The sequence below is a fragment of the Bartonella sp. B10834G3 genome (genome assembly GCF_016102505.1).
GTDB lineage: Bacteria > Pseudomonadota > Alphaproteobacteria > Rhizobiales > Rhizobiaceae > Bartonella > Bartonella choladocola.
In genome coordinates this window covers 828,359-845,958 of record NZ_JACFOM010000002.1, presented here as the reverse complement: position 1 = coordinate 845,958, position 17,600 = coordinate 828,359, and the positions used below count along the sequence as shown (strand labels likewise).

Sequence of the window (17,600 nt, the reverse complement as noted above, 5' to 3'; positions counted from 1 at the left end):
AATGCGCTTTCTTCTATAGCTACACGCTTTGCCGGAGCCGGATGATGATTATTAAATCAAGGCCTGAATATTCTAGCTTTTCGGCAGGCGTCTGGCGCAGCGCTCGAAAATTTGTCTGGCAAATTTGTTTGTAATTTCAATCCGCTCGCTATTGGTCGAAAACTGATTCTCCTTATAAGCGAGTTCGACAATTTTTTTATATACCGGATCAAGTATTTTCTGGTCTTCGGGTGACTTTTCTTTTAGCCCGTTTAAAATAAGGCTGGTTGTTTTTTCGATCGGTACGCCGCTTTGACGAACCATCATGACAGAACGACCAACTCCGGCAAGGTCTTTACATTCGATATTGGTTTCTTGTGAAAAAGCAGATGCAGGTAAAAAAGCTAAAAGAAATAGTGTCTGAGCGAAACGCATAAAAGTCTCCCGATTAAAAATAAACGTTCCTTTGACCGGCTATATCGGCACAAAAAGATGCGAACATTTAAAATCATCAAGAAAATTTTTTGCTATTTTGATACCTCTGTCAAGCATGAAAAAGACAAAACATCTTGATAACTTGTCTTTTTATCGAGCCAGAGTATAGCTTGCGATAATTGACCTGATTGTTGTTGTAATTTTTCTGAAAAATAAATCCAATCACCTATATTGAGTGGGAAATAATCAGCCACCGATAAAGATTCGCGCAGTCTTCGCATCATCAGGGGACTATAGACATCAGACCCCATGCGCCGTTTTTCATTTTTCAACCATATACGAGAAAGCCGGTTGTGCCAGTTACGATATTGCTCGCGCTTATCCAGAATCAATTTGGCAAAATGTCCGTCGGCCAAAGCATGAACTGCCCAAAGTCCCAATGGAAAAGGCGCATAAAGAACAATGGCATTTCGAGGTGCGGGATTTTCGACAATTGTATGTCCGGTGATGCGGTAACATATTGTTTTCATTCCGGTAAAGGAAACAGGCAGTTCATAGAGGCTGTCGGGCACGAGAAGAACATTGTTTTCGGCGGGAACAGAAGTGTTTCCATTCCGGTCGAAAATGATAGGTCTTGTGACACCAGTTGATTGTTCGCTCGTCAAAACCTGCCCAACCATTTTATGCAATTCACGCAAATGTCATATTTATATTTTGTTTCAATAAAAGAACATATAACACGATCGCTTGAAAAAACGAAAGAAACTGAAGCAAGCGGTTAAAGGGGGGTAATACGACATTGTTCTCGCCGGACAAGCCTTAAAAACCGCTTTTATGCACAATAATCAAGTGGTTTGAAGAAAGCACAGTGTGCACTGTTTCATGTCAGCAACTGGCTATAATTCGGTTTTTGCAGAATTTGGCCTTTTGGAAACAGAATCCGCTCTTTTAACAATTATATCACTGATAAGCCTTGTAATCGCGTCGATAAATATTCTGTCACGGTTATAGCTGTTATGTCGATCATGCCGGATCTATGTGATCGGAGCGGTGTTAAGGGAGCGCTATTTGCCCATCTTCTTTGAAAGGTTATTTCGGCAAGATCATTTTGGAATTGTTTTGCTCTTCTCAAAGATTGCCGATTGTGCCCGTTTCAGTTAAAAGACCAGAAACAATGTGGTTTCAAAACGTGTTTTCATTAAAAATGCGAGCGAAAAGATCGTTTGTATAAAGGCAGCTTTGAACGCGTCAATCAAGGAATGGAAAAACATATATGGCTCGGCAATTTATCTATCATATGGCGGGACTTAGCAAATCCTATGGTAATAAAAAGATTTTGGACAATATCAATTTGTCTTTTTATCCGGACGCAAAAATAGGTATTTTGGGGCCGAATGGCGCGGGCAAATCAACTATTTTGCGCATTATGGCCGGTCTCGACAAAGAGTTTACCGGTGAAGCCTGGCTGGCAGAAGGGGCAACTTGCGGATATTTGCCGCAGGAACCCGCTCTCGACCTGACAAAGGATGTACGCGGCAATGTTATGGAAGGTGTTGCCGAAAAAAAGGCAATTCTCGACCGGTATAACGAATTGATGATGAATTATTCGGACGAGACGGCCGAAGAAGGCGCAAAATTGCAGGATGTCATTGACAGCCAGAATCTCTGGGATCTTGACTCACAAGTGGATATGGCAATGGATGCGTTACGTTGCCCGCCGGCTGATGCGGATGTTTCCAAACTTTCAGGCGGTGAAAAACGCCGCGTCGCTTTATGCAAATTGTTGCTCCAGCAACCCGATTTGTTACTGCTTGACGAGCCGACAAACCACCTTGATGCCGAAACGACTGCCTGGCTTGAAAAGCATTTGCGCGAATATCCGGGTGCTGTTCTGATTATCACCCACGATCGCTATTTCCTTGACCATGTCACCGGCTGGATTCTGGAACTCGATCGCGGGCATGGCATACCTTACGAGGGCAATTATTCTGCCTATCTCGAAGCCAAGGCCAAACGTCTGGCACAGGAGGGACGGGAAGAGGCTGCAAGACAGAAAGCCCTGACACGTGAACAGGAGTGGATTGCCTCAAGTCCGAAAGCCCGTCAGGCAAAATCGAAAGCCCGTATCAAAGCCTATGACGAATTGGTCAAGGCTGCCAATGATCGTCGTCCCGGTGAAGCACAAATCATCATACCGGTGGGTGAAAGACTGGGGCAGGTTGTCATTGAAGTCGAACATTTAACCAAAGGATTTGGCGACCATGTATTGATCGACGATCTTTCCTTCAAATTGCCGGCCGGCGGAATTGTCGGTGTTATCGGCCCCAATGGTGCGGGTAAAACAACTTTGTTCAAAATGTTGACGGGGCAGGAAAAGCCGGATGCAGGAACAATCCGCATCGGGGATACTGTCAAAATGAGCTATGTCGATCAAAGTCGCGATGCACTTGATCCTGATAAAACGGTTTGGGAAGAAATCTCCGGCGGAAATGATATTATAAAGCTCGGCAAATATGAAATGAATAGCCGTGCCTATTGTGGTGCATTCAACTTCAAGGGGGGCGACCAGCAGCAAAAGGTCGGTAACCTTTCAGGCGGGCAGAGAAACCGCGTTCATCTTGCCAAACTTCTGAAAGAAGGCGGCAATGTGTTGCTGCTCGACGAGCCGACCAACGATCTTGATACAGAAACGCTGGCAGCGCTTGAAGAGGCGCTCGAAAACTTTGCCGGTTGCGCTGTTGTTATCAGTCACGATCGTATGTTCCTTGATCGTCTGGCAACCCATATGCTGGCTTTCGAGGGCGACAGTCATGTGGAATGGTTCGAGGGCAATTTTGAAGAATACGAGGCCGATAAAATACGCCGTTTAGGGCCGGAATCCGTCAACCCGAAACGGGTAACCTATAAACGTTTGACACGATAGTCGAACCGTTAGACACAATCATCCGGTTCTGTTTCAAGAATTATTCCTCAACAGGATTGTGAACGGAAATTGTCAGGAAAGGCGGGGCGAAAAACCCGCCTTTTAATTTGGAATATTCATTTTTATTCCAATCCTGAAATATATCATTTTGCGCGAGCATGGAGTCCGGCAGGCAATATTGACATTAAACTCGCCGAAAAAGACGGGGCGGGAAGAAGTGGATGACAAAAGCGGTTTGACAATTGGTTTCCAAGGATTGTTCGGAACAATCGGGTGTTTTGTAAAGCTTGTCCGGAACAATCAGGAATATGATTTATATTCCAGCAATAATGCGCACCTTTAATATATATTCGTTCGGCAGCTACACTATTGATCCGGTTCGCAGCGATCGGAAAATGGAAAGGCCGCTCCGAAGAATTTTTAAAATCGCGAGAAAAATTCGACTTTCTGCCGGAAAAAATTTGACTTTGTGGATGTCTTGAACCCAAAAAGTGGTAAACTTACTTCATTGCCCGATGAGACAATGGAGAAAATTTATGCAAGATTGGTCAGCAAAACAATATTTGAAATTCGAGGACGAACGTTTGAGGCCGGTACATGACCTCGCTAATGCAGTTCCTCTGAAAGAGGTCAAAACCATTGTCGATCTCGGTTGCGGTCCTGGCACATCGACCGAAGTTTTGTGCCAACATTGGCCTAACGCCAAGGTTTCGGGGTTTGACTCTTCTGCCGACATGATCGCCAATGCCAAAAAGCGCTTGCCGAAAATAGAATTTACAGTTCAAAACATTGAAAAATGGTCGCCGGAACCCGATGTCGATTTGTTATTTTCCAATGCCGTATTCCAGTGGTTACCCGACCATATTGACGAGATGAAACGATTGGTGTCTGCCATGAAAACCGGTGCGGCTTTGGCCGTACAAATGCCGGATAACCTGTTTGAACCGCTCCATCGTGCGATGATTCATGTTGCAGAAGATAAACGCTGGAATGACCGTATCGGCTCTGTAGCGCGAGAAAAACTACCGAATGTCTCGGTCTATTATGATGCTCTGAAGCCGCTCGTCCACTATATTGATATTTGGCAGACAATTTATAATCCCGTCATGGAAAATCATGAAGCCATTGTTGACTGGGTGAAAGGGGCAGCCCTGCGGCCATTTCTTGCGCCACTTAACGAGGAAGAAAAGCAACAATATCTTGCGCTTTATCTTGAGCGCATTACAAAACTCTATCCAACCCAGTATGACGGCAAGGTTTTGTTGCGTTTTCCGCGCCTGTTTATGGTGCTGGTAAAATAATGGATTGCTATTGCCACGAATAAAATTTGCAAAATGAAAAGAGCCATGATTGTTCATGGCTCTTTCTATTTTTACTGTAAACGGGCGGATTTATTCTTTCTGAACTATGACAAAGGCGGTTGTTGTTACTTTTTAAGCCCGTGGAAAATATTGGCTGGCATAAGCAGTCGACAGTCATTCAGGGTTTGTTTTTGGCAATTGTTTTATCCGGTTAAAAAGCTTTTTTAAAAAAACATTCCGCAAACAACAGAACAATTCAATAGCCGGATTGTTGTAATGAAATTTCTTTATTTGTAACCGGATCAGATTGATTCTCTTGAAAGCTATGACGATTTTTTAATATTCAATGGCAACGCATATGACGGATGGTGCTTTACTGTTGCATAATTGTCTTTTCGCTCAAAAAAAATCCTGGAACAGAGGCTAAAAGCTTTAAACCCGCTAAGCCGAACCTAAAAATACTTTCCATCTTATTAACCATCCATTAACCACGTTATACGAGAAATGACGAGCGATATAACGTGTCGCGATCAAGAGGCTTTTAGACGGAAAATGAAATATTTTTGGCAGCAAAAATTAGGGCTTGCAACAGCTCTTGGTGTTCTGGGGTTCGGACTTGTGGGATGTGCGACCACGCCTGCTCCTACTGTTGTATCAAACGACAATGTAAAGGTGGCACCGGCAAAACCGGTTGTGACATCAACATTGCTCGGTACGCAATCGGTTTATGACCGTTATGAGCAATCTCCCGACGAACCGTTCAAAATTCCGCCTGTAAAAATAAAAATCCCCGAACAATTTGAACGCACGGTTGTTCCTTATCCGACAAATGAAATTCCCGGAACGATTATTGTCGAACCGGAAAACCACTATCTTTACCTCATAACCGGTGACGGTCAGGCAATTCGTTACGGAGTAGGTGTGGGTGCTGCCGGTCTCGGTTTTCAGGGGGAAGCAAAAGTACAATTCAAACGCAAATGGCCAAGATGGATTCCGACTGCCGATATGGTGCAACGCAAGCCCCAGCAGTATAAGCGCTTCGCAGACGGTGTGCCCGGCGGATTGAGTAACCCGCTCGGCGCTCGTGCACTTTATCTCTTCCAGGGCAATGTCGACACATATTTCCGTATTCATGGAACGACACAACCGTCGAGCATTGGCAAAAATGTATCAGCCGGTTGCATTCGCATGTTGAACAAAGATGTGGTTGATCTTTTTGAACGCGTGCAGGTCGGCTCGAAAGTCATCGTGCGCTGATAGTTGCTGTAGACAAATTAAAAAGAAGGGCGGGTTTTCGCCCTTTTTTTGTGCCTTTTTATGCGCCCTTTTATGCGCCTTTTTTTGAATTGTGTTGGTTTCTATTGCGTCTATCGCCTTTCGAGATTGCGTCTGTCGCCCTTCGGGTTGAATTTTTTCCGCATATTTCTGCAATATTGAAAAAGAACGAAATAAAAAAGATTTCATATTGAACGTTTGACCGGCTTTGGCAGAAAACAGTTCCAGAGTGTCGCCTTCACCATTTAAGCCCTCCGATCAACATTCCCAAAACATTCCCAATCACACTTTTGCCAATCAGCCCAATCCCCAATCGTTCCGATCACAAATTGCCCCCTTGCCAATCGCCCTAATCGCCAATCAACCCCATTGCCAGTCATCACTTTCTTCGGGGCTAACGCGTGGATATAAAGAACTTGTCCGGCAAGATTTTAGTCGTGATCTTCATAGGTCACAAAACGCGTTGCACGCCATTCGGTGAGTTTTTCGTTAATGTCGTCTATTACAAAAAAACGAGCTGAATCCTTATCATAACCTTCATCACGCAATTCATCATAATTCGTATATGTGTGGCGGATATAGGCGACAATCGACAGCCAGACCGCAATTGAAGGGGGAAGATGTTTCATATGCGCGCTTAAAGCAGCAGATCTGATCGGCTCGCTATCAGAATAGGGAGCTTGCGGGATAAGCAGTGTCAGTTCCTTTAAAACAGCGCGTTGTCTTTTCGTAGTCATGGGTAACAGAAAATCATGGGAAACAAAAAATTTGTCTTGCTTCATTGTTAAACGGGTTTTCGAGCTTTTTCAGATATAGTTCGATATGTCAAAATGCAAAAATTGTTAAAGTAAAGAGTGCCGCAATTCGTTCACTTGATCTTTGCATGTCGCCTTTTTTAGCAATTACAAAAGTGCGGAACCGGTTATGTGGTATAAGGCGCGGTAACTGCTTTTTCATTTTATCAAATATCGGGGCAAGATCAAATGATAGGGCAAATGTAAAAATAACGGGTGAAGCGAAAATCGCCGCCAATTTTTATCCTTTTATATGACCATATTTTTGACCGCTCTTGCCAATATTTCAGAGGGGTAGCGTTCAAACACAAATTATTCGCAAACAGGCGTAATGGCCGTTTATCCGGAAAAACCGGCAGAAATAGACATTAAAGGCATGATAAATATTTGCTAGACTTGATAAAGCCTGACTGTTCAGGACGAGTAAGCGGCAAAATTCCCGCAATGATGACTTGTTTTCAAGACGAAGAATGATTTTCTGTTTTAGAACAGTCGGACAACGGCAAGCCCGCAAAATGATCGAAATAAGCGGGACGAATGAAACTTGCAGCAATTGCTGTGACACCAAAACTGTTCATACGCGTGTAAAATTTTATCTTCCGGAAAAAATCATGATCGGTGATTGTGGGCATAACCAATCTCTCCGCTTGACATTTGCAAAATATATAAAGATATCTTTATATCCATAAAACCGGAGAAATAGTCATGGTTCGCCAATTGGCATTGAACGAAATGGTAGACGTATTGAAAGCTGTTGCCGAGACGACGCGGTTACGGATACTGTTTTTGTTGGATAAGGGGGATTTGACTGTTTCCGATCTCACAAAAATTTTGGGACAATCCCAGCCACGTGTTTCAAGGCATTTGCGGCTTTTGACCGAAGCCCGTTTGATCGAGCGTTATCAGGAAGGGGCATGGGCATATTTTTCTTTGTCTTCATGCTCGTTACGTCAACAAATGTTGAAAACAATACTCGCACATATCGACACAAAAGACGGTCTTATCGAACGCGACATGACGCGCCTTGATGAAGTGAAGCAGCAACGCAGCCGCGCTGCTGCTGCCTATTTTTCCAAGAATGCGCATGATTGGGATAAACTCCGTTTGCTTCATGTTCCCGATAACACGGTTGAACAGACAATGGTTGAGCTTGTCGGCACAACGCCATTCCAATCCATGCTTGACATCGGCACCGGCACAGGCTCGCTATTAAAGCTCTTTTCCCCCCTTTATACCCGCGCAATCGGCATTGATAACAACCGCGATATGTTGGCGGTTGCGCGTGTCAATCTTGATAAAGCGGGTATTTCAAATGCGCAGGTCAGGTTAGGCGATGTGGCCGCCTTGCCGGTTGAAAAAGAAACATTCAATCTCGTCACCATCTATCAGGTTCTGCATTTTCTGTCAGATCCCGAAATTGCAATTTTTGAAGCTGCGCGCGTTATGCGCCCCGGTGCAAGGCTCATTATTGTCGACTACGCGCCGCATGAACTTGATTTCTTGCGCGAAAAATATGCCCATGTACGTTTGGGCTTTTCCGATTCCCAAATGGAATACTGGCTGGAAAAAGCCGGTTTGACACTGGAAAAAACCTTGAGTTTTCAACCACAACAAAATGGCAACACCAAAGGGCTTACGTTGAAGCTGTGGCTTGCACGTGACCCGCGTTTATTGATTGCCCGACAAAAAACACTTGTAACGGAGACCGCATAATGCCTGCCCCTTCACTTTCCCGCCGCCCCGATTTAGGCGACAAGCTAAAGGTTTCATTCGAGTTTTTCCCGCCAAAAACGGAAAAAATGGAAGAAATGCTATGGCAAACGGTGGAACGGCTTGCTCCGTTAAAGCCGGATTTTGTTTCGGTCACTTACGGGGCAGGTGGTTCCACACGTGAGAGAACCGGCCGCACCGTTGAACGTATTATCAAAGAAACGCATCTCAATGCGGCAGCGCATCTAACCTGTGTTGACGCAACGCGCGAGGAAGTTGACAGCGTAGCGCGCCAATTTGCTGCGATGGGCATTCGCCATTTTGTTGCTTTGCGCGGTGATCCGAGCAATGGCATAGGCGGGCGCTATCACCCGACTCCGGGGGGCTATGCCAATGCCGTTGAACTCGTCGCCGGTTTGAAAGCAATTAATCCGGATTTTGAAATTACAGTTTCCGCTTATCCGGAAAAACATCCCGAAAGTCCGGATTTTGCAACCGATATTGATCTGCTTAAACGCAAAATTGATAATGGTGCGACAAAAGCCATTACCCAATGCTTTTTTGATAACCATTTTTATGAAGATTATATAGAAAAAGTACGTAAAGCCGGTATCTATATTCCTATTTTGCCGGGTATTTTGCCAATCCATAATTTCTGGCAGGTTAAAAATTTCTGCGCACGCAATGGAACGCATATTCCCGATTGGCTGGCACAACGTTTTGAAGGGCTGGAAAACGACCAGAAAACGCATGATCTTGTTGCAGCAGCCGTTGCTGCCGAACAGGTTCTTGAGCTTGTGGAACATGGCGTGGAAGATTTCCACTTCTACACGCTCAATCGTGCAGACCTTGTTTATGCCATTTGTTATCTTATCGGTATTCGGCCAAAACAGCAGACCGCAAATAATAAATAATGGTGGTCAAATCGGATTTTTCAGTCTCTTAAAAGGGCTGTTCAGATAAACAGAACCGATAGTTGCCAGTATGATAAACAGAACCGATAGTTGCCAAGGTCATGTGGCGGCGGTTATTGAAAAGCAAAGGGCTTTTTAAGCTTTTGCCGCCGCAAATTTCCGGTTTTCAATATGTGTGCCCGATTGACAGGCGCGCATATTGGCTCTTGTCACATTTATAGCCGACCGGAACTATAAATATTTATTTTAGTGGCGTTCCTATTGTTCGTTACGCGCTGTCGTTCAGGAACGATGCCCGCCACTATTTTGTTCGTTCGGGTTTGGTTTTACCGATTCCAGTTTGGAGCAATTTTGAATTTTCTATTGATGCAAGCGTTCATTCCCGATTGCGACAATTGCCACAGACGCATTTCGCTTCACAAAAACGAAATCGCTCCGATTTTAAAAAGAGATGACAGCCGACGTCGTTTGAACATGCTGTGGGGGCACGATAATGTTAAGGGTGTAATTTTCTACAAATCAACTGAAAATAGATTAAAATTGCTTCATTTTAAGACAATTTAGACATTGTTTTATCATTTTGTTAAAAAAAATAGCAAAATAATCTATTTTTTGATTGTCGTTTTAAAGCTTTTTATTGCTATCAAATCCATTCTCGTCCATATCAATGATGTGCTTTTCAAAAAGCATAACAAATCGGTTAACAACCAGGGAGACCGAGACCCCCCGCAACGGATTTCCCTTGGTTGAAGCCCGACTGGAGCTTTGCTCCGGTCGGGTTTTTATTTTTGGGGATTTGTTCCGCGTCGATTGCCGGTTGAAGTGTTCGTGAAATTTACACAGATATTGATATGCCGTGAAATTCATAATCCATCCCGTTTTTTGCTTTGTTGAACTGCCATTACAATTTTCCAAAAGTTCTTTGCCCCTTTGTTTCCGTACTATGAAACATTGCGTGGAGCCGCTCCTGAAGACAGCCCTAAAATTATTCATAGTGAAACGCTGTTCCGGTTGTGGAGCGGGAGGGGTAGCGACAATGTCTTGGGTTGTCACCTTCCGTTAGTTCCCCTTTGGTGGAATTTCCACCGATATGTCGGTCGCACTTGCGCCAGCTAGCTTTGAAAACAAGCGACTTTATAAAGGTCGGGCAAAAAGCGAAAAATCAGGGGCGGGGGTATCGCCAGTGTATCGGGAGCGGGTTACCGCCAGTCATCAGGGGCGGGGTATTGCCAGTCCAATTCAAAAAAAACAAAACTTGCTCTGAAAGCGCGGAACAAAATTGCGGGTTTAGGCAAAAATAGTTTGCCGAAATAAAAATAATTACCAATCGGAAAATCTGATGGCTCGAAACCCCTGATGGCTCGATCCCCCTGATGTCTCGAAAACCCTGAAGAAAAGGCGCAATGTTCGGGCGGGTGAAACAAATTAAAAATAGCCGGAGAAGGTCTGTTAACCGGAGAACGTCTGTTAACCGGAGAACGTCTATGAACCGGAGAAAGTCTGTTAACCGGAGAAAGTGTAAAAAACAAGCGGGCTTTCACCCGCTTGCTTGATAAATTTTGCGCAGTTTTGAAACTCTATCGGCAGTTTTATTCAAAGCCGGTCGAGCAATTCTTTTGTTGGCCATGAATCGGCAGGTAGTCCCAAACGGAGCTGTTCCGTTCGCACGGCATCCCGTGTCAATATACCATAAACACCATCCACTTTGCCCATATCATAACCGCGGTTTGCAAGCTTTTGTTGTAACTGCTTCATTTCTTCTGTGCTTAACCCCGGATCCGGATGACCGATGTCAAAAGCGGGAGCACCGGCGAGGCGTGAAGCGAAATAGGCAACGGTTGTTGCATAGACAATTGACTTGTTCCATTCGACAAAAATATCGAAATTATCATAGGCCAGAAATGCAGGTCCCTTTCTGCCCATTGGCAACATCAGGGATGCATCGCCATTGTCGGGGCCTAAAGGCCCGTCAAGACCGGTAACGCCCCAACTTGTCCATTGCGAATGGGGTTTGCGATTTTGCCTGATGGCTTCCTGCCATGGCAAATCATCGCGGGTGAGGCGCACTTCTTCAAGCCATGGTTCACCGCGCCGCCATCCGAGATCGCTTAGCATATGGGCAGCCGTCATGACAGCATCGGCAACAGAACCTTTAAGGTCGATTTTACCGTCACCATCACCATCTACACCGCGTTCAAGATAATCCTTCGGCAAAAGTTGCATTTGTCCGATTTCTCCAGCCCATGCGCCGGTTGTTTCGGCATTGACCACACCCTGATCGAAGAGTTTCAAGAGCGCAATCAATTGCGGACGGAAGAGTTCCGGCCGCCGGCAATCATGAGAGAGGGTGAAAAGGGCGTTCAAAGTATCGAAATTTCCTTGCACCGCACCATAATCGGTCTCCAGCCCCCAAAAGGCTGCAATAACCGGTCCCGGAACACCGTATTTTTCTTCCGCCTTTGCAAAAACATCGGCATATTTTTGCAAGTTTTCCTTGCCTTTTTTCAAGCGCGCTTCTGGGATGACGCGTTTTGAAAATTCCGCAAATGTCAGATTGAAAATAGCCTGACCATTATCACGGTCGATTACTTTCTGGTCGATTGTTGCTTTCTTCAGTTCGTCGATAGCGTGCTCGCTCACACCCGCTTTACGCGCTTCGTCGGCCACATTCTGCCTGAACGTTTCAATCGGCGTACCACAGGCTTCCCGTGCAGCCTTGGTTGCGGCATCTTCGGTTGGTGCGGTATCTTCGGTTTGTGATTGTGCATCAGGTTGCTGAGCTTGTGACAGCGGGCAGAAAACTGTCGCAAACAAAAATGTTGAAGCTGCCAGAATAGCCTGTCTTGTCTTGAACATTTGTCTTCATGTCCTGCATATTGTGATGTTTGAAATGTTTTGAACCATTTATTATCAGAAATAAAGGTCTGCTCCTAGCTGAAGCTTATGTAAAGTTATATTCATTGTTGATTGTCACGGTTTTTTATTTTCCCGAAACAAATTTTTGCCATTCATCACGGCTGCCGTAAAAAACGTTGATGTCGGCGTCGCCTTTGATACCCGGCACACGTCCGGTTCCTGTATATTGCCAGAACGTCCACGGGTGGGGGCCATATTTTTCTTGCGGATGTCCGGCGACTGACCTCAGCCAGAACGAATAACCTTTTATTTGTGACAAACCGTTGCGGTCGAAGAAATCGACTGTGGTGTAGATAATGGGCTTCTTGCCATAATATTTTTCAACAATGGACAGGAAGACCTTCATTTCACTGCGAACAGTGTCTGCCGGTGGACGGATTTTGCATGTCGGTGAAGAATCATTCCACTCCATATCAAGAACCGGCGGTAGCGCAGTCGGGTCCTTCGGCACATTTCTGATATACCATTTTGCCTGCTCGGAAGCGGGGCGGCAATAATAGAAGAAATGGTAGGCTCCCCGCGGCATATCCACTTCCTTTGTACCATCCCAGTTGTGGATGAAATTATCATCGACGCGGTCACCACCTTCTGTCGCTTTGATAAAAGCAAATGAAATGCCGCTATGTTTGACCGCCGCCCAGTCAACAGCCTGTTGATATTTCGAGACATCGGTTCCGTGAATGGGGTAATGCCATGGCGTAAGCGCAGCCCAATCATGGGGCTTGCGATCATCGAAGCGGGGCGCGTTGATCGGCCCTTTCGGCGTTGTGCCGGATGGCGGCACAATATCGCCAAGGTCATAGGACACGGATGTGCAGCTTGTAAGCAAAAGAGCCGATGCAATAGCTGCCGAAATCTTGTGCGCAATTTTCCGAAAATTATTTTTAAACAACAATTCCACCCCTATAAGGCTCTCAAATCACAGTTCACCATTGCTAAAAATAGTAAAAGAATGGCATATAAATAAAAACTTTTGGAAAAAATATGAAGAAACTTCGTTGGCGCCGTATCATCGTTCTTTTTATCGTCCTCCTTCTCGTCATTGCAGGACTTTGGTGGACTTATTCCTATTTTATGAATGGTAAGAGTCAATCGAATGGAGAAAAAGCACTTCCCGAAGGTGCGGCCATAAGTTTGCCAAAAGTACCACTTACACCATCGGATATGACAGAGGCGCAAAAACGCGATGTCATTAATAAATTGATGGAAGATGCAAAGGCGGCTGCCTTGAAAAGCGGGCAAAGTGAAGAACAGGCAGAAAAATTTGCGCGTGATGCGGGCGAGGTTGCCCGTCAGGCAATGAACCGTCCTTCGACTGTCGATGGTGATAAATAGCGGCAAAATCAATTGCATTTAAACAGGTTCAATGGTTGACTATCGGGCGGGGGCCAAGAAATCCCGTTGCGGCACAAGAACACGAGACAAAGCGGGCTTTTAATATATCGGAAAAATAGAATGCCTTCATTATGGACACGCATCGGAGAGCTTATCAGCAATGTTGCTGGCGACGTATTGAACGCCATTGTCGAACGTGTGCGCACCATTTTTGAAGGTGATCCGGAAACACGCAGACAAGTTGCCTTTTCTGTTGCCATGATTGCTTTATCGGCAAAAATGGCAAAAGCCGATGGCGTTGTAAGCGATGCGGAGGTCAAAGCATTTTATGAAATTTTTTCGGTGCCCGACCACGAGTTCCACAATGTCGAACGGCTCTACAATCTGGCAAAACAGGATATTGCCGGTTTTGATGTTTACGCTCGCCGCCTGTTTCGGCTTTGTCACGAATCCGACTGTCAGGGACAATTGCTGGAAGATGTGCTGGAAGGGCTTTTCTATATCGCGAAGTCCGATGGAGTGATTCATGAGGATGAATTGGACTTTCTGCGCAATGTTTCCGATATTTTCGGCTTTTCGCGTGAACGTTTCAAAGCAATCAGTGCGCGCCATGCCGAAACGGGAGACAGCGACCCGTGGCTGGTATTGGGGTTGAACAAGGGCATAAGTTTTGAAGATGCGCGCAAACGTTATCATCAATTGGTGCGCGAGCATCACCCCGATAGGGTCATAGCACGAGGATTGCCGAAGGAATTCATGGCAATTGCCAATGAGCGTCTGGCTGCTATTAATAACGCATGGGCTATCGTGCGTGAGGAGTTTGTTACGGCATGACAATGCAACAGTTCAAAGCTGATTATCCGGAGGCGGTTGTCCGCCCTTCGCCTAATTTTGAAGAACGCAAGAACAACACAAAACCGCAATTTCTCGTTCTTCACTATACGGGCATGGAAAATGCCGAAAGCGCCGAACAACTTTTATGTTCGCCCGAAGCGAAGGTTTCAGCCCATTATGTTGTGGAAGAAGATGGAAAAGTCGTTCAACTGGTTCAAGAGGCGTTTCGCGCATGGCATGCCGGTGAAAGTTTCTGGCGCGGTATCACAGATGTTAATTCAAGCTCGATCGGCATTGAAATCGTCAATGGCGGGCCTTTGTTGAACTTTCCCGATTATCCGGAAAAGCAGATCATATCGGTCATTAAATTGTGCCAATCCATCATTGAAAGATATTCGATTGAACCGAGGAATGTGCTTGCCCATTCCGATATTGCACCGCATCGCAAAACCGATCCGGGTGAAAAATTTCCTTGGGAAACACTTTTTAAAGCCGGTGTCGGCCATTTCGTGCGTCCTGCACCAATTGCCGGGGGGCGTTTTATGAATATCGGCGAAAGCGGCCGTCCGGTCGAAGCGTTTCAATCCATGTTGGCTCTTTATGGCTACGGTATCGAAATAACCGGATCTTTCGATGAACGTACGCGATTGGTCACACAAGCTTTCCAGCGCCATTTCAGACCTGAAAAAGTCGATGGTGTTGCAGATGTTTCGACGATCGACACGCTTCATCGTCTGCTTGGCACGTTGAAAAGCCTTGCATAATTTATGTTTTTGAACCGGATATTGATCGCTTGAATCATAACGATCAATGAGAAAACGCTTGGAACACTGAATAACAGGCAATAGCGGAAAAACAGATTTTTGAATTAAAACCCTGTGCATCCGGAAAATTTCAGAAACGATTATGAACAGATTGAAATTGTTTCGGGGAATTTTATCGGGAGAATTGTTTTATTTTCGGGTGGGGCGATTCTATTATTCAGGCCGAGCCGGATTAATTTATTTCAACTCTGTTATCGGGGATTCTATCCTGAAAAATATCGGCTTTTTTAAAAAGGGAAGCGCTATAAGTTTCCGGATATGCTCTCGCTGCCAGTTCGGCTTCAGTACATATATATCCATGTTGGCGAGAAGACGATGAAGGGGGACATTTCCACCTGATTATTCGCGAATCGATTTTAAGTCTCCGATAAAGAAGCTTTTGATATTCGGCCTTGAATGACGGGCGGTTGTTCAACCAAAGGCAGGATATGATTGCGACTATTGTTCCGGTTTTTATCGGTTTGCAGCAGCCCGATTTTGTTTTATAGAGAGCCGGTCAGTTGGTCGGGCAGCCGCGCCTTCTCAATACCGAAAGGTGAAAGGTGAGGAAAGTCCGGGCTCCATGGAATAACGGTGCCGGATAACGTCCGGCGAGGGTAACCTCAGGGAAAGTGCCACAGAAATATACCGCCTGTTCAATCAGGTAAGGGTGAAAAGGCGGGGTAAGAGCCCACCGCGCATCCAGTAATGGATGTGGCAAGGTAAACCCCACCGGGAGCAAGACCGAATAGGAATGACACGCAAGCTTTGCTTGCAGCCGATTTCCGGGCCTGTCATTCGGGTAGGTTGCACGAGACGGGTGGTAACATCCGTACCAGATGAATGGCTGCCACGCGGAATTTTTAATCAAATTTCGCCATACAGAACCCGGCTTATAGACCAACTGACATTTTCCTTTTGTGCTATTTACCTTTTTAGAATTCACAAATATTTTTATATAACCCCGATTGACGGGATAGATCGATTAGAGCTAATGCAAAGCATTCGCAATTAGAAAGTTTTGTTGCATGTCTCTTCAAGATGATAAATTCTCCCGTAAGTCCTCGCTCACCGAACGGACGTCGGAAGGCATTTCTGCAATGCTTGCCGGCAAGCGAAAGGGCGGACGTACATTTCTTCTCATGGTTGGGCCTGCCGTTATTGCCTCAATCGCCTATATGGATCCCGGTAATTTCGCGACGAATATTCAAGCTGGATCGGGATACGGTTATACGTTGTTGTGGGTTGTGTTGCTCGCCAATCTTATTGCCATGCTGTTTCAGGCACTGTCGGCAAAAGTCGGCATTGTAACCGGCCGCAACCTTGCAGAACTCTGCCGTGACAATCTGTCAAAGCCTGTCGTTGTGGCTATGTGGATTATCAGCGAAATTGCTGCAATGGCAACCGACCTTGCCGAATTCCTCGGCGGTGCTATCGGTCTTGCCTTGTTGTTCAATATGCCGCTTATTATCGGTATGATTATCACCGCAATCATTACCTATGCACTTCTGATGATTGACAGCCGCGGTTTTCGCCCGACTGAAATTCTGATCGGTATTCTGGTTTCCATTATCGGTATTTGTTATCTGATTGAAATGGTGATCGCGCCGGTTGATTGGGAAGCTGCGGGTTTGCATCTTTTCACGCCGGAAATGCCGGATGCCAACGCTTTGTTGATTTCTGTCGGCATTATTGGTGCTACCGTTATGCCGCATGCGCTTTATCTCCACTCCGGCCTGACACAGGCACGTGCCAAAGTCCAGAGTGACAAGGACCGTCGCCAGCTTGTCCGCTATTCCAACCGCGAGGTGATTGTCGCTCTTGCTATTGCGGGCATGGTCAATATGGCCATGGTTATTATGGCGGCAAGTACCTTTCATGGTGCGCATAACGACATCGCCGAAATCGATCAGGCCTATCACACATTGACACCGCTTCTCGGTATCGGTGCGGCGGGTGTTTTCCTTGTTTCGCTGATTGTTTCAGGTATTTCAAGTTCGGTTGTCGGTACTATGGCCGGACAAATGGTGATGCAAGGGTTCGTCGGCTTCTATATACCGATCTGGGTTCGCCGTCTCGTTACGATGATACCGGCCTTTATTGTTGTGGCCCTTGGTGTCAACTCGACAGAAGCGCTGGTTGTCAGTCAGGTTATTCTTTCAATCTCGCTGCCTGTCCCCATGATTGCGCTTCTCTATTTTAGTGGCCGCAAGGTCATTATGGGGCAATTTGCCAATGGAATTGTTACCCAGATTGTTGCCATTCTTTCGGCAATAGTGGTTCTTATACTGAATTTTGTTCTACTCTTCATGACATTCGGTTTGATACCGGAAATTTCGTGAATGACGGGTTCAATCCTAACACTTCGTTAAGCATAACTG

The 17,600-nt window shown here is 45.6% G+C and carries 14 protein-coding genes and 1 other RNA gene; 10 read left to right on the top strand and 5 right to left on the bottom strand.

Features of this window, described 5'->3' with window-relative positions; all coding sequences use genetic code 11:
* Positions 1 to 72: 72 nt before the first annotated feature.
* Complete coding sequence (locus H3S94_RS09120; protein WP_077992824.1) at positions 73 to 414, bottom strand: hypothetical protein; 342 nt, start codon at positions 412 to 414, stop codon at positions 73 to 75.
* Positions 415 to 506: 92 nt separating this feature from the next.
* Entirely contained in the window at positions 507 to 1,094 is a 588-nt protein-coding gene (locus H3S94_RS09115; RefSeq protein WP_198240839.1) for a hypothetical protein, read from the bottom strand.
* Positions 1,095 to 1,687: 593 nt separating this feature from the next.
* Here H3S94_RS09115 and ettA point away from each other — a divergent pair.
* The 3 genes from ettA to H3S94_RS09100 all read left to right on the top strand — a co-directional run bounded on the left by ettA (position 1,688) and on the right by H3S94_RS09100 (position 5,895).
* Complete coding sequence (gene ettA, locus H3S94_RS09110; RefSeq protein WP_077992821.1) at positions 1,688 to 3,337, top strand: energy-dependent translational throttle protein EttA; 1,650 nt, start codon at positions 1,688 to 1,690, stop codon at positions 3,335 to 3,337.
* 536 nt (positions 3,338 to 3,873) lie between these two features.
* Positions 3,874 to 4,638, top strand: a complete 765-nt coding sequence (tam, locus tag H3S94_RS09105) for a trans-aconitate 2-methyltransferase (RefSeq protein WP_077992819.1) — start codon at positions 3,874 to 3,876, stop codon at positions 4,636 to 4,638.
* A 552-nt stretch (positions 4,639 to 5,190) separates the two neighbouring features.
* Positions 5,191 to 5,895, top strand: coding sequence for a L,D-transpeptidase (locus tag H3S94_RS09100; protein WP_198231317.1), 705 nt, complete (start codon positions 5,191 to 5,193; stop codon positions 5,893 to 5,895).
* A gap of 449 nt (positions 5,896 to 6,344) precedes the next feature.
* On the opposite strand, the gene H3S94_RS09095 is transcribed toward H3S94_RS09100, so the two are convergent.
* Positions 6,345 to 6,650, bottom strand: a complete 306-nt coding sequence (locus H3S94_RS09095) for a DUF2293 domain-containing protein (RefSeq protein WP_198231316.1) — start codon at positions 6,648 to 6,650, stop codon at positions 6,345 to 6,347.
* Positions 6,651 to 7,412: 762 nt separating this feature from the next.
* Here H3S94_RS09095 and H3S94_RS09090 point away from each other — a divergent pair.
* Complete coding sequence (locus H3S94_RS09090; protein WP_225868093.1) at positions 7,413 to 8,420, top strand: metalloregulator ArsR/SmtB family transcription factor; 1,008 nt, start codon at positions 7,413 to 7,415, stop codon at positions 8,418 to 8,420.
* Positions 8,420 to 9,331, top strand: coding sequence for a methylenetetrahydrofolate reductase [NAD(P)H] (gene metF / locus H3S94_RS09085; protein WP_077992804.1), 912 nt, complete (start codon positions 8,420 to 8,422; stop codon positions 9,329 to 9,331). Before H3S94_RS09090 ends, metF begins: the two co-directional genes overlap by 1 nt.
* A gap of 1,593 nt (positions 9,332 to 10,924) precedes the next feature.
* On the opposite strand, the gene H3S94_RS09080 is transcribed toward metF, so the two are convergent.
* The gene (locus H3S94_RS09080; RefSeq protein WP_198240837.1) at positions 10,925 to 12,187 is read right to left on the bottom strand and encodes a lytic murein transglycosylase; all 1,263 of its coding nucleotides are present in this window, start codon (positions 12,185 to 12,187) and stop codon (positions 10,925 to 10,927) included.
* A 124-nt stretch (positions 12,188 to 12,311) separates the two neighbouring features.
* A complete protein-coding gene (locus H3S94_RS09075; RefSeq protein WP_077994591.1) occupies positions 12,312 to 13,115 on the bottom strand; it encodes a GH25 family lysozyme in 804 nt (267 codons plus the stop codon).
* Positions 13,116 to 13,231: 116 nt separating this feature from the next.
* Here H3S94_RS09075 and H3S94_RS09070 point away from each other — a divergent pair, with 116 nt between their 5' ends.
* The 5 genes from H3S94_RS09070 to H3S94_RS09050 all read left to right on the top strand — a co-directional run bounded on the left by H3S94_RS09070 (position 13,232) and on the right by H3S94_RS09050 (position 17,561).
* Positions 13,232 to 13,582 carry a hypothetical protein gene (locus H3S94_RS09070; protein WP_077992794.1) on the top strand — a complete coding sequence of 117 codons (351 nt, stop codon included), beginning with the start codon at positions 13,232 to 13,234 and terminating at the stop codon, positions 13,580 to 13,582.
* Positions 13,583 to 13,702: 120 nt separating this feature from the next.
* Positions 13,703 to 14,416, top strand: coding sequence for a DnaJ family molecular chaperone (locus H3S94_RS09065; protein ID WP_198240836.1), 714 nt, complete (start codon positions 13,703 to 13,705; stop codon positions 14,414 to 14,416).
* A 2-nt stretch (positions 14,417 to 14,418) separates the two neighbouring features.
* Positions 14,419 to 15,180, top strand: coding sequence for an N-acetylmuramoyl-L-alanine amidase (locus H3S94_RS09060; protein ID WP_198240876.1), 762 nt, complete (start codon positions 14,419 to 14,421; stop codon positions 15,178 to 15,180).
* Between the two features lie 556 nt (positions 15,181 to 15,736).
* Positions 15,737 to 16,131, top strand: an RNA gene (gene rnpB, locus H3S94_RS09055) — RNase P RNA component class A.
* Between the two features lie 116 nt (positions 16,132 to 16,247).
* Positions 16,248 to 17,561, top strand: a complete 1,314-nt coding sequence (locus H3S94_RS09050) for an Nramp family divalent metal transporter (RefSeq protein ID WP_077992787.1) — start codon at positions 16,248 to 16,250, stop codon at positions 17,559 to 17,561.
* Positions 17,562 to 17,600 lie beyond the last annotated feature (39 nt).

What these genes read in the sequence shown, in the direction of transcription:
- H3S94_RS09120 (WP_077992824.1), bottom strand. Translation starts at nt 414, where the DNA reads ATGCGTTTCGCTCAGACACTATTTCTTTTAGCTTTTTTACCTGCATCT.
- H3S94_RS09115 (WP_198240839.1), bottom strand. Translation starts at nt 1,094, where the DNA reads ATGGTTGGGCAGGTTTTGACGAGCGAACAATCAACTGGTGTCACAAGA.
- ettA (WP_077992821.1), top strand. Translation starts at nt 1,688, where the DNA reads ATGGCTCGGCAATTTATCTATCATATGGCGGGACTTAGCAAATCCTAT.
- tam (WP_077992819.1), top strand. Translation starts at nt 3,874, where the DNA reads ATGCAAGATTGGTCAGCAAAACAATATTTGAAATTCGAGGACGAACGT.
- H3S94_RS09100 (WP_198231317.1), top strand. Translation starts at nt 5,191, where the DNA reads ATGAAATATTTTTGGCAGCAAAAATTAGGGCTTGCAACAGCTCTTGGT.
- H3S94_RS09095 (WP_198231316.1), bottom strand. Translation starts at nt 6,650, where the DNA reads ATGACTACGAAAAGACAACGCGCTGTTTTAAAGGAACTGACACTGCTT.
- H3S94_RS09090 (WP_225868093.1), top strand. Translation starts at nt 7,413, where the DNA reads ATGGTTCGCCAATTGGCATTGAACGAAATGGTAGACGTATTGAAAGCT.
- metF (WP_077992804.1), top strand. Translation starts at nt 8,420, where the DNA reads ATGCCTGCCCCTTCACTTTCCCGCCGCCCCGATTTAGGCGACAAGCTA.
- H3S94_RS09080 (WP_198240837.1), bottom strand. Translation starts at nt 12,187, where the DNA reads ATGTTCAAGACAAGACAGGCTATTCTGGCAGCTTCAACATTTTTGTTT.
- H3S94_RS09070 (WP_077992794.1), top strand. Translation starts at nt 13,232, where the DNA reads ATGAAGAAACTTCGTTGGCGCCGTATCATCGTTCTTTTTATCGTCCTC.
- H3S94_RS09065 (WP_198240836.1), top strand. Translation starts at nt 13,703, where the DNA reads ATGCCTTCATTATGGACACGCATCGGAGAGCTTATCAGCAATGTTGCT.
- H3S94_RS09060 (WP_198240876.1), top strand. Translation starts at nt 14,419, where the DNA reads ATGCAACAGTTCAAAGCTGATTATCCGGAGGCGGTTGTCCGCCCTTCG.
- H3S94_RS09050 (WP_077992787.1), top strand. Translation starts at nt 16,248, where the DNA reads ATGTCTCTTCAAGATGATAAATTCTCCCGTAAGTCCTCGCTCACCGAA.